This window comes from Glaciimonas soli (genome assembly GCF_009497155.1).
In the GTDB taxonomy this organism is placed as follows: Bacteria; Pseudomonadota; Gammaproteobacteria; order Burkholderiales; family Burkholderiaceae_D; genus Glaciimonas; species Glaciimonas soli.
Window position 1 is genome coordinate 463,506 of the sequence record NZ_WINI01000004.1, and the last position, 12,775, is coordinate 476,280.

The 12,775-nt window shown below is 51.1% G+C and carries 10 protein-coding genes and 1 pseudogene; all 11 read left to right on the forward strand.

Annotation, left to right across the window (positions count from 1 at the left end; genetic code table 11):
• Nucleotides 1-47 precede the first annotated feature (47 nt).
• The 11 genes and pseudogenes from GEV47_RS10450 to GEV47_RS10500 all read left to right on the forward strand — a co-directional run bounded on the left by GEV47_RS10450 (nucleotide 48) and on the right by GEV47_RS10500 (nucleotide 12,721).
• Entirely contained in the window at nucleotides 48-989 is a 942-nt protein-coding gene (locus GEV47_RS10450) for a LysR family transcriptional regulator (protein WP_194270636.1), read from the forward strand.
• A gap of 220 nt (nucleotides 990-1,209) precedes the next feature.
• Nucleotides 1,210-2,472, forward strand: coding sequence for an SGNH/GDSL hydrolase family protein (locus GEV47_RS10455; protein WP_194270637.1), 1,263 nt, complete (start codon nucleotides 1,210-1,212; stop codon nucleotides 2,470-2,472).
• A 72-nt stretch (nucleotides 2,473-2,544) separates the two neighbouring features.
• Complete coding sequence (locus GEV47_RS10460; RefSeq protein ID WP_153234687.1) at nucleotides 2,545-3,066, forward strand: GNAT family N-acetyltransferase; 522 nt, start codon at nucleotides 2,545-2,547, stop codon at nucleotides 3,064-3,066.
• A 350-nt stretch (nucleotides 3,067-3,416) separates the two neighbouring features.
• On the forward strand, nucleotides 3,417-4,484 hold the full coding sequence (gene leuB / locus GEV47_RS10465; RefSeq protein WP_153234688.1) for a 3-isopropylmalate dehydrogenase: 1,068 nt from the start codon (nucleotides 3,417-3,419) through the stop codon (nucleotides 4,482-4,484).
• A 263-nt stretch (nucleotides 4,485-4,747) separates the two neighbouring features.
• Entirely contained in the window at nucleotides 4,748-6,286 is a 1,539-nt protein-coding gene (locus GEV47_RS10470; protein ID WP_194270638.1) for a CYTH and CHAD domain-containing protein, read from the forward strand.
• A 159-nt stretch (nucleotides 6,287-6,445) separates the two neighbouring features.
• Nucleotides 6,446-7,219, forward strand: coding sequence for a 5'-3' exonuclease (locus tag GEV47_RS10475; protein WP_153234690.1), 774 nt, complete (start codon nucleotides 6,446-6,448; stop codon nucleotides 7,217-7,219).
• A 69-nt stretch (nucleotides 7,220-7,288) separates the two neighbouring features.
• The gene (locus GEV47_RS10480) at nucleotides 7,289-7,663 is read left to right on the forward strand and encodes a nucleotide pyrophosphohydrolase (protein WP_153234691.1); all 375 of its coding nucleotides are present in this window, start codon (nucleotides 7,289-7,291) and stop codon (nucleotides 7,661-7,663) included.
• Between the two features lie 33 nt (nucleotides 7,664-7,696).
• A complete protein-coding gene (locus GEV47_RS10485) occupies nucleotides 7,697-8,839 on the forward strand; it encodes a D-alanine--D-alanine ligase family protein (protein WP_153234692.1) in 1,143 nt (380 codons plus the stop codon).
• Between the two features lie 102 nt (nucleotides 8,840-8,941).
• Nucleotides 8,942-9,205: a hypothetical protein gene (locus GEV47_RS10490; RefSeq protein ID WP_153234693.1), complete on the forward strand. Its 264-nt coding sequence runs from the start codon at nucleotides 8,942-8,944 to the stop codon at nucleotides 9,203-9,205.
• Between the two features lie 92 nt (nucleotides 9,206-9,297).
• Nucleotides 9,298-10,680, forward strand: a pseudogene (locus tag GEV47_RS10495) (HdeD family acid-resistance protein).
• Between the two features lie 328 nt (nucleotides 10,681-11,008).
• Nucleotides 11,009-12,721, forward strand: coding sequence for a peptide-N4-asparagine amidase (locus GEV47_RS10500; RefSeq protein WP_194270639.1), 1,713 nt, complete (start codon nucleotides 11,009-11,011; stop codon nucleotides 12,719-12,721).
• The last annotated feature ends 54 nt before the right edge of the window (nucleotides 12,722-12,775 follow it).

Consider the following 12,775-nt stretch of genomic DNA (forward strand, 5'->3'; position numbering starts at 1 on the left):
TCTTAATTTTTTATCCTTACCAGCTTTTGATTAGTGACAATCAAGCTATGCTAAAACCACCTTTCAATTTAAATCTTCTTCGTTCACTGGATGTATTACTCGAAACGCGCAATCTGACGGCTGCGGCAAAAGCGCTTGGGCTGACGCAATCGGCGTTGAGCCGACAGCTGGTGCAATTGCGCGAACAGACTGGTGATCCTTTGCTGATACGCGAAGGCCAACGTTATTTGCTGACGCAGCAGGCTGAGGCGTTGCGCGGCCCGCTTAAAGCACTATTGGCAAATATGGAGGCGCTGCTGCTTGCGCCGGATTTCGATCCTGCGCTATGCGCGCGCCAATTTTCGATGTGCGGATCGGACTATATTGCCGATCATATGCTGCCGGAACTGCTGCAAAGTTTTTCGTTGCAGGCACCGCATCTGCGTGTTGACTTGCGCATGTGGGAACCGGGTCACTATCGATTGCTGGCCGATGAAGGAATCGATCTGGTGCCAGTGATTGCCGACGTGATTCCCGATAATCTTCATGGTCGAGCAATGGGCGAAGACAAGCCGGTGTGCGTGATGCGTAAGAGTCATCCGCTGGCACAGCTAAGCGATATCAGTCTGGAAGACTATATTTATTACCCGCAGATAAAAATCGCTGGCGGCAGCGACAAAAACAATATTATTGAACAGCATTTGGCGCGACTCGGCGTAAAACGCAATATCCGTCTTAGTGTGCCGTTCTACAGTTCCGCATTAAAACTCTGTGTGGATAACGATTTGTTGCTGACGATTCCAATGCATATCGCCATTGCTCTGGCACGCACCGCTGCTATCGTCTGGAAGCCGTTGCCGTTTGATGTGCCGTCGTACCGTTACTGGCTGTTGTGGCACGCACGCAATCATCACGATCCGGCACACCAGTGGTTTCGCAAGCAGGTCTACGATGTATTGCAACGTTCTATGTTCGGCGTGACGCAATTTAATGCGATCAGCGATACCTGATCGCCATTCCCTGCATTCATACCTACTATGCGTTAATCGCCATTGTTCCTTTAACTGCCATCCATTAGACTCCGCTCATCATCCGGTCGGGGGAGAAATCGCGGATGCACCGCTCCACCGGCAAACACTTTTATTTCGGTATGGCGTTGCTGCTTGCTGTGGTTGTCGTCGTTGGATTTTGTCATACGCTGCAATTGATTTTCAATTAAAGGATATGAGTATGAATTGCTCCAGGTTTATCGGCGTCGTGTTCGGTATTGTGTGCAGTTTTATCATCGGTATCACGTCTGCATGGGCAGATGAAAACAACTGGGTGGAAAGCTGGGCCGCTGCGCCTGATCAGGCAGGAAAACCATTGCAAGCGTTGACTGTGCGCGAGGTTGTTCGTACCAGTATGGGAGGCGCCAAGGTAAGGATCAGGTTCTCCAACCTGTACGGCACTGGTCCGGTCAGCATAGCTGCTGCCCACGTTGCGCTACATGCCAGCGGCTCAGCGATTCAGCCGGGCACCGACCATCCACTTACCTTTGGCGGTTCGCCTGTTTTGACGATGAATAAAGGTGAATCGGTATTGAGTGATCCGGTCAATATGTCCGTCGCGCCATTGCAAGAATTGGCGATCAGTCTATACATCAAAACCGATACAGGGCCTTCAACGATACACGGTGTTGCGATGGCGAGTACGTATATAAAAAACGATGTTGATGCAACTGCAGCGATCAACTTAGATGCAACTAAAACTGTCACCAGCTGGTATTTCTTGAGCGATGTCGAAGTTGCCGGCAACGATCATTCCGGCAGCATTGTTGCTGTCGGTTCATCGATTGAAGACGGCGTCGGATCAACCATGGATGCCAACCGCAGATGGCCGGATTTATTGGCATCCCGCTTGCAGTCCGGCGTCGATAATGCGGGGCTGGCATCAATTGGCGTGGCAAATTCCGGTATCGCAGGTAATCGTCTTTTGCGCGATGCTGATGATCCGTTTCGCGGATACAGCGTCTTGCATCGCCTGGATCGCGATGTCCTCGATAAACCGGGTGTACGTTGGGTGATACTCGATATCGGCATCAACGATATCGGTGCTTCTACGGTACTAGGGAAAGCCGATGCGCAAGCATCAGCCCGGCAAATTATCGATGGAATGAAAGAGTTGATTGCCCGTGCTCACGCAAAAAATATCAACGTAATCGGTGCAACGTTGACTCCCTGTGCCGGTGTTGACTTCGGTTCGGGAAAACATTCCTATTATTCAGTGGCAGGAGAAACCAAACGTAAGACAATCAACTATTGGATACGCAATGCGCATGCCTTTGACGGAGTGGTCGATTTTGACAAGATACTGCGCGATCCGAAGCGCCTGGATCATATAAATCCTACCTTTGATAGCGGCGATCATTTGCACCCAAATGATGCCGGATACAAAGCGATGGCGGACGCGGTTGATTTGCGTTTGTTCGGCTATAAACCGATAGTTCGTTGACATGGTTCAGGCTTCTGTGAAACATTACTTCACTACTCAATCGCAACTATCATATTCAGCATCTTTCAAATTATGTCACTTCAATATCGTTACGCAAATAAACAAGACGCAGCAATCATCGCGCAATTAATCAATAGTGCTTATCGAGGCGAATCAAGCCGGGCAGGTTGGACCACCGAAGCAGATCTCCTGACAGGCGATCGTATCGATCCGGAAGGCATTTGTGAAATACTTGACCGAAAAGATTCGGTGATCCTGTTGTGCTTGCAAAATGAGGCCATCGTTGGAACCGTGCATGTGGAAAAAATCGGCAACGCCGCTTATCTTGGTATGTTTGTCGTACAACCCCAATTGCAGGGCGGTGGAATTGGCAAACAACTCATGGAAAAAGCAGAGAGCCTGGTGCAGGCGCAATGGCATGTAACAAAAATATGGATGACGGTGATCAGTATACGCAGTGAATTGATCAACTATTATGAGCGACGGGGATACGTACGCACTGGTCGAATTGAGCCATTTCCTTCGGAAGTGCCGGATGAATTCAGACTTGTCAAAAATCTGCAGTTTGTCGAAATGGAAAAGCAGTTAGCCTGATTGAATAATAACGGTGAAAAACGGACGCTGTCATTATCGTATGTCGGCAATGGTTCACCATGAGGCTTTGCAAGTGGCGCGTTGGGTACAGTGCACTCACTCTACGATGCCGTCGCGTTCTGAATTCATCTCCCCTTACTCACTCATGCTTTCGGCCCGTAGCACCTATGCAGTGCTTGTCAGAGCGGGCGGCAATTCCTTGTGGGTAGTACTCATGATTTTGCATTAGGTATTAGTCACAGTACTAGTATATCCACTAGTCTTGTTCCAGTATAAAAGCATTTATATGATGCATTGGAGAGCGGACATCCGCATTTTTTAATGCTTCATTAAACTGAAGGAACAGGAAGATGAAAATCGCAGTATTGCCAGGCGACGGGATTGGCCCCGAGATCGTTGCACAAGCCGTGCGCGTGCTGGAAGTGTTGCGCACAGAAGGCTTGAAGATTGAAATCGAAGCAGCGCCGCTCGGCGGCGCTGCTTACGACCAGTATGGCGCGCCTTATCCAGAATTTACCCGGAAAATCTGCCGCGCCGCCGATGCCGTATTGCTAGGCGCAGTAGGTGGACCGCAATACGACACGCTGGACAGGCCGCTTCGCCCCGAGCGTGGGTTGCTTGGCATTCGCAAGGATCTTGGTTTATTTGCCAACCTTCGTCCGGCGGTACTGTTTCCGGAATTAGCCAACGGTTCGACGCTGAAGCCAGAAGTTATCAGCGGACTCGACATTATGATCATTCGCGATCTGACCGGCGATATACACTTCGGTGAGCCACGCGGGATGCGTACCAATGATCGCGGCGAGCGCGAAGCGTTCAATACCATGATCTACACGGAACCCGAAATTCGCCGCATCGCGCACGTCGCTTTTGGCATCGCCATGAAGCGCGATAAGAAGCTGTGTTCGGTAGATAAAGCAAACGTACTGGAAGTGAGTGAGTTTTGGAAAGAGATATTCACCGATGTCGCCAGGGAATATCCGCAAGTGCAGCTCTCCCATATGTACGTCGACAACGCTGCGATGCAATTGGTGCGCAATCCTAAGCAATTTGACGTGATGGTTACCACCAACCTGTTTGGCGACATTCTTTCAGATGAAGCGTCGATGCTGACTGGCTCGATAGGCATGCTGGCATCGGCTTCGCTCAACGAATCGAAGAAAGGTTTGTACGAGCCCTCACACGGATCGGCACCCGACATCGCTGGAAAAAATGTGGCCAATCCATTGGCGACCATACTTTCCGTTGCGATGATGATGCGTTACACCTTCAATAATATCGAAGCAGCTGATCGCATTGAAAATGCAGTCAAGAAGGTACTGGAAAAAGGATTCAGAACGGGTGATATTTTTGAACCAGGTATGCAAAAATTGTCGTGCTCCGGCATGGGAAATCAGGTGGTGGCGGCACTTGGTTAGTCGGAATGTTTTCGTCACGAAAAATGTTGATGTTTGCATCAAACTAACCCGTGTTTTGGTGGCTTACTGACGTCGAACGTAGGATGGGTGGAGCATAGCGATACCCATCAATCTCTTATCTGCCTATCGAAATCGACGCGCTTCGATAGGCAACATTCCTCAATAAACAGAATATACTGCCTATATAATTTTTAGCTCTTACCAATAAAACTCCGCTCTAACCCACTTGGATGCGCGCACAAATTTTCCGGTACGGATATGCGATGGAAATTGAATTAAAACTGTTACTCGATCCGGCCGATGTTGCGACCTTCCGACGACATCCATTGCTAAAGCAGCGGGCAATCGCTAAGCCACTTGCACAGCAACTCACCAGCATTTACTTCGATACGCCGGATCTCTATTTCAAGCGGCACGATAGTGCATTGCGCGTGCGCCGAGTAAACCGCGACTGGATCCAGACCCTGAAAGGCGGAGGACAGGTAACCGCGGGTTTGCACCAGCGCGAAGAGTGGGAATCTGAAGTGGATGGGCCGCATCTCGATTTGCCAGCGCTGAACGATTTGGTCGGACACGACACAAGCTGGGCAAAGATATTGGCCGTCCCAAAACTGGCAGATAAGCTGATTCCCATATTCACCACAACGTTTCGACGCACAACTTGGCAATTGCAGTCGGCCCACGGTGATGAAGTCGAACTGGCGCTCGACCAGGGCGATGTGCAACACGGCGCAACCCGGATACCGATTAGTGAAGTCGAACTTGAACTGAAGTCAGGGAATCCTGACGCCCTATTCGACCTTGCTCTGCAATTGCAGTATGCGGTGCCGCTACGCATCAGCGACATCAGCAAGGCGGAACGCGGCTATGCGTTGTACGCGCCGCAACCACCTGCAGTGGTCAAGGCCAGCTGCTTTGCACTTTCCACGAAATTAACTGTGGAGCAGGGATTTCATATCATCGTCGGTAACTGTCTGGCACAAGTCCAGGGCAATGAGGCCGGAGTTGTGCAAGGGCACGACCCTGAAAGCGTGCACCAGATGCGGATCGGCCTGCGCCGTTTGCGCGCGGCACTCACTCTATTTGCACAGGTAACGCCTTGTCCCGCCGCCTTGCGGACAGAGCTTAAATGGCTGGCAGCAGAGTTAGGCGCTGCGCGCGACTGGGAAGTTTTCGTCGGTAGCACGCTTGCCGTAGTCGTCAATGCCTGCGCCGATAAATCGGCATTGCATCAGCTGCAGCAAGCGGCATTGGTGATGGCTCTAAATAATAGGAAAAAGGCGGCAGCGGCTGTCAGCTCGGCGCGATATGCCCGCCTGCTGCTCAGCCTCGGCAGTTGGCTACAGAAATCGGATTGGCGTGCGGAGCTTGCGCAGCCAGAGCGGGAAAGGCTGGAGATGCCGCTCGCCAAATTCGCCACGCAGACGCTTAAGCTCTGTCATGGGAAATTGGAAAAACGTGGCAAGCACCTGAAAGAAGGCGCGCCGTCTGCACGTCATCGCGTGCGTATTGCGGCCAAGAACGTGCGCTATGCGACGGAGTTTTTCCAGTCGTTATATCCAGCCAGACAGGTGCGCCCCTTTGTCCATGCGCTGACCGGCCTGCAGGATGCGCTGGGCTGGCTCAATGACGCCACTGTCGCCGAAGGATTGTTACGTCGCCTCGCGCACAACCATCCCGCCCTGACACACAGTGCCGGTTTCGTTGCAGGTTACCTTGTCGCCAGAACAGAGCAAGATGCCAGACAACTTGACAAACTCTGGCAGCAGTTCAAGCGCTTGAAATGTCCCGATAGGAAATGATGCATAGCTTGAATCTTGTGACGATGCACCGAGATGGAATAAGGTTTACCCGCGATGATAGCCCGACGCAATCGCATCTGCCGATTGATATGCGTATACTGCCGAATTCAGCGCGGCGGGTTTAGCAAACCGCCCGCTTTTCTTGCAATAAGGTAAACGATGGGAAAATTACTCGCAATTGATGGTCTCAACATTGTCCGACGCGTCTACGAAGCGAATCCAGAACCCGATTCGCCGGAAAAGGCCAGCACTGCATTGCGACATTCTCTGTCATCGTTCAAGAAATTATTGGCAACGCACGAACCCACGCACGTTCTTGCTGCTTTCGATTTCGGCGGGCACACATGGCGACACGATCTCTACGAAAAGTACCGGGAAAAACGGCAAGCTATGCCAGCTGTTCTAAAAGAACGTCTTCCTGAATTCTACGAAAATTTATCCGCATTCGGATTAACGGTGGTGTCAGTACCAGAAGTCGAGGCTGATGATGTGATTAACACAGCAATAATGCGCTGGCTAACAGAAGGAAGAGGCGATGCAATCGTTGCGTCTACCGATAAAGATTTGCTGGTATTGATTTCACATGGCGCGCTGGTATGGGATCATTTCAAAGGCGAATGGCACGACCGCGCATGGGTAGTAAAGAAATTTGGCGTCGAGCCAGAAATGCTGGCTGATCTACTCGCCCTGATGGGGGATGCCTCAGATGATATTCCCGGCGTATCCAAGGTAGGTTTAAAGACAGCAGCAAAGCTGTTGCGCGCTTACGGCAGTCTGGATGCCGTGATGGCTGGAGCGGGAATTTTACGAGATACACTGGGCGAAAAATTGCGGAAAGAAGGCGATATGGCAAGGCTCTCGCGGAAATTGGTGGAGCTGAAATCGGATGTGCGGATTGGGGTTAGTTGGAAGATGTTGGAGGTTGCTTCATAAGCACGTTAAATAGGAATTCGTGGGATAACCTAGCTCTGTATTTTGAAAAATTTAGGACGGAACACAACCATGACTGAACATTCCCAAAACAATGATTTTGCCAGACTCCGCGAAGAAATCCGAATTTTCGTTGCCGAGCGCGACTGGGATCAATTTCATACTCCCAAAAATCTATCTTCTGCACTCATTGTTGAAGCCGCCGAACTTCTCGAGCATTTCCAATGGCTGAAAACGGGTAACAAAGATGAACTTGATGATGCAAAACTTGAACAGATCCGACACGAAATGGCGGATGTTTTAGTTTATTTAATTCGTCTTGCGGATAAACTGGATGTTGACCTGCCTGCAGCGGTTGTCGATAAAATGGTGCTTAATCGCGCCAAGTATCCTGCGGGAAAAGTGCGTGGTGATGCGCGCAAGTATTCAGAATATGAGCAAGAGTAAACCAATCAAATTCAGTAAGAAAGTTGAGCGCATATGAGCAAGAAAATTCGAGTTGCCGTTCTGTACGGTGGACGTTCTGGTGAACATGAAGTGTCGCTGCAATCAGCCGCTTCTGTGATTCGCTATCTGGATAAAGAGAAGTACGAGATTATTCCTATCGGTATCGACAAAACCGGGCGCTGGCATTTGTCCGGGCCGGAGGTGCTGGCTTCTACGACGAAAGCTTTGCCTATCTATCGCAACATGCCGGAAGTGGTGATGCCGTCGAATCCGGATGCGCTATCGACGGGCGTGGTTGCTCTCGCTTCCGGTGCTTCAACGCCGACGACGTTTAACGGAAAATTCGATGTGGTTTTTCCGGTCATGCACGGTACTTTCTCTGAGGATGGCACGATCCAAGGTTTGCTTGAGCTGGCGGATGTTCCTTATGTCGGCTGCGGCGTATTGGCTTCTGCGGTGGGCATGGATAAAGACATTGCTAAGCGGGTGATGCGTGATGCCGGTTTGCAGGTTGTTCCGTGGGTGACTGTGCGCAATGGTGAGTGGGCAAGAAATCCATCTGCACTCGAAGCGCGCATTGCTAAAGAACTTGGCTTTCCTTGCTTCGTGAAACCGGCCAATGCTGGCTCTTCAGTTGGCGTACATAAGGTGAAAACGGCTGACGCGTTAGCGGCTGCGATCAACGATGCGCTTCGATACGATACGAAAATCCTGGTTGAAAAAGCGATTTCTGTACGTGAAATTGAATTGTCGGTGCTGGAGAATATTCAGCTCAGCGAAGAGCCGCTGGTTAGCGTGGTGGGTGAAGTGACGCCGACTCACGAATTTTATTCTTATGAAGCCAAGTATCTGGATGAAAATGGCGCGGCTTTGCACATTCCCGCCCTGCTCACACCTACGCAGATGAAAACTGCACAAGACATCGCCAGATGCGTTTTTACAGCGCTCGAATGTGAAGGACTTGCGCGGGTTGATTTGTTTTTGGATAAAGAGTCGGGTGAATTCTACGTCAATGAAATCAACACGCTGCCAGGCTTTACGTCGATTTCTATGTATCCGAAATTGTGGGAAGCGAGCGGGATTTCCTACGCTGATCTTTTGAGTAAACTGGTCGATCTTGCGTTGGCTCGCCATACGCGGAAAAGCAATCTGGTGCGGGATTTTCTTGTGGAATGATTTTTTCTCCACCAGCGATGTTGCCAAAGTTGTTCTGCATGCTAAGAGAGATATCTTCTGGCTATTGATTAAGTTAGAATTTAATTCCCTAATGACAACGTTATGCTCACCCCCGAGGCTTATGTGCGTAATCTTTCCGTAATTAGTATATTAGCTATTGCTGCGCTCACCGGTTGTAGCAGTTCGACCATCAGTTGGCACCGGGATGGTGCATCAAGCACTGACGTTACGCTGGATAAAGGGCTGTGCGAGCATCAGGTAAAAGTGGCGACAGAAAACTATGGTGGAAGTGCGTCGGATCTCGCCACAAGGCGAACCGATCTGATCTACGATTGCATGGCATTGAAGGGTTACAGTCCACATTAAGTAATTCCTGAAACTAACCTTTCTAGCCAGATTGGCTTATGCCTGAACTGGTCTTGAATGGCATCGACAACGCAGATATGCGGAGGCGGTTTATGGTTCAATTGGTACTGCTGCTATTGGGTGCTGAATATCTGCGTAAGCGCTGGCGCAGCATTTATGTGGTCGGCTTGTTGTGGGTGATTGCCGGACTAGTGTTGTTTGTTGACGCACTGGATAATGCGATTTATTTTCCGATCAATTTTTTTGCCTATCTGTTTCTTGCAGAAGGTTTAGCGACACTTGCCGTGGCATGGACCGGCGTTGGTGGACAACGGGTTCTGCGTTATGTAAAAGGCAGCGCCGTGGTACTTGCCTCTGTGCTGATCTTTGCTAGTGATTATCATGGCAATTTCTTGCTGTCGATGATCTTCGGTACTTTGTTTCTGGTCGATGGTCTGTTGCAATGTATTTCTGCTTACATGGTGCGTTATCGTCGCTGGCGCGTGGTGATGTCATGGGGGCTTTTGGAGATCGGGCTGGCTATATTCTTTTACCAGCCTTACCCTACGCATTATGTGGGCACGCTGCCGTATTGTCTGAGTATTTTCCTTATTTTTGGTGGTGGAAATCTACTTGTGCTGGCGACGCGGGTCCGGCGTATGACCGCTAATCCTGCCTTGGCGAGGGAAGGACGACATTCTGCCTTCCAGCCGGACGACGCTACGGAAGGCTCGGCGCTCGCTCTTACGCAAGCGGAATGGGACGGTCCGCCTGAAGATCACGAACACGCGTTGACGGTACACGTCTGGACACCGACCGGCTCTGCGAAGTCACCCACGCAGTCGCGCCCGATTGTGAATCGCTATATTGCGGCGGTCGATGTCAACGGTGTGATTTCTACCGGACATGCGGCGTTAGAATCGGCGGAAGGAATCTATATCAGCTTGTACCCCGGCGTTTAAATTGATCGCTCACCCGATGAATTCGGACGGCTCCTGCGCGCAACCCATGACAACGACGTACCTGGCATATTTCAACCGGACTATGCAACTGAATCTGAAGCGTGGTGCCCGTCAACCGTGCGGGTGCGGATTCGCAATTATGATCCTGTCAGCCTGGAGAAATTTTGGCGGCGTTGTCGTGCCGATGCAACTTACAACCTGACTCACCGGAATTGCTCCAGCACCGTCTCGCAGGCATTGGAAGCAGCTATTGACGGCGCGGTTGGCCGTCTGCGTGGCAATGACGTCGGCTGGAGCGCATTCTTCCGCATTTTGGCGACACCAGAGCTGTGGGTCGCTGCGCAAATCAGAAAACGCGCGCTAACGATGGCGTGGACACCGGGCTTAACGCTGGACTATACGCGCGCTATCAGCATGCTGGCCGATCCGCGTCCCTTCGCATGGTGGAAGGTGACACGGAGCGCGTTAGCAAAAATAATCCAGTTCCGCCGTGAATGGCGGACGCAGGATCGGGATGCCATTGATGCTCCCTGAAAGATGCGACGCCTCGCATCGTTTTTCTTGCAGCTTGCAGAAATATCAAGTAAATTATATTTCCTTTCGGAAATAAATGCGGAGGCACATGACATTGCTTTTCCATGATCATGAAGATGGCTGCCGTAGAAAAAGGAACTTATCCAGTTCCTCATTTCCGAATTTGCCACCACGATCTGGGAGGAATGAAATGCAGTCATGTATCGCTTCTTGCTTGGTATCACCTTCAGTATCTCGCTCTGTACCAACCTCAGTTTCAAACTTTATATCCCATAAAAAAACATCCGCTCTCGCAGCCATTACCGGTTCGCTTTTATTTGCGTTTGGTATGTCTGCGACGGCTGCTGCGCTACCGCCCGGTTTTACACTTGGCTCAGCGAATGTGGCGATTGCAGATCCTGCAGTGCCACGGCCACAAACGCAACCTTGCAGCGTCGTTTTATTCAACAACCAGGCGTTCGCCGACTACAGTAACCACCCTTTTAGCTACGCGCCGCCAGCGGCCTGTCCTGGCCCATGGGCCAAGGTTGTGCTTGAAGTGGATATGTCGATCAACGCTGGTAACCAATACGACCGCACCGCGCATATCTGGCTGGCAGGCGTGAATATTTATACCGGTACGACTGAAGAGCCGTCGGCTACGATAGCGCGTAACTGGCATGTCGAGCGCGACCTCACCGACTACTCGGCATTGTTCAAAAGTGGGCAGCAAGGCAGTGTCGATCTCGGCAATGTGGTGAATGCGACCTACACCGGCGTATTGCATGGTACTGCCACGTTACAGTTCTATCCGGCGATACCGGGCTATAAGCCATCACGCACGCCGGATGCGGTCTATCCTATGTCGGCCTCGGCAACTGGCGGAGCGGTAGCCTTGAATACGTCGACCGATCAACTCAAGCAGACCATCACTTTTCCACCGAATGTAGAACGGGCATTTATCGATGTGCTGGCGCAAGGTCAGTCTGGTGACGAGTTTTGGTACACCTGCGTGCCCAATACGCTGACCAGTCAGCTGCAGAGTTGCGGTAGCACCGCGTTCCGCGAGGCGGAAATCAGCATCGATGGCCAAGCTGCTGGTGTAGCTCCGGTATATCCGTGGATATTCACCGGTGGCATAGATCCATTGTTGTGGCGGCCGACACCGGGCGTGCAGACATTGAATCTGCTGCCGTACCGCATCGATATCTCGCCGTTCGCCGGTCAGTTAAGCAATGGCCAGCCGCATACAGTCGCGATCAGTGTCTACAACGCCAATAGCTATTTCCTCGCATCCGGCGCGGTGCTGGTGTATCGCGATCCACGAACGGCGCACATTACCGGCGCTATCACAGACAACACCTTGGCAGCAGCGGTCGCTCCTATTATCACCAATGGGATCACTACCGATAGCCAAGGCAACGTATCCGGAACGCTGACCACCAGCAGTCGCCGCAATTTCAAGATTGCTGGTTACATTCAAACGTCGCATGGACGTATTGATACGGTAGTGACACAAAATATGCACTATCAGAACAAACAAGCATTCACCATCAATAACAGTGATTACGTGCAAAACATCAGCCAGCAAACCGATGTCGATACCGACACAGCGGTTTCAGGCAACGATGGTCAAACCCATGAACGCCATCACGCGAGCTTCCCATTGACGATGAATATCAACTACGCAAGCGCGCCCGGTCAACCGTCATCTCAGGCGACAACGGTGTCGCAAGCGTTCGACAATACCAACCGGCTAGAACAAAATGGCGTGATGATTTATCAGAGCGAAGTACACAACAAGGTCACACCTTCTGACACGATTGCGTTTGATGCCAATGGCAACTTCACCGGCAACAGCGGGCAGCAAAGCGTGCAGAAATACGGCTTTACCGATACCGCGGGGAGCTGCTACAAACGCTCAGTGACTTCAAGCGCAGGTCTGCTTACCGGCGTGACTGACGGACAAGATTGCCGAGGCAATCAGGATGCGTTGCGTTGGTTTGCCGATCCTTATGGGATTGCGTTGCCGGATGTATCGACGTTGAATATGTATCGATAGTAAACAGGCGCTCGATTTGCTCCTCTCTCACTCAAGCGGACGAGGGGAGCGATA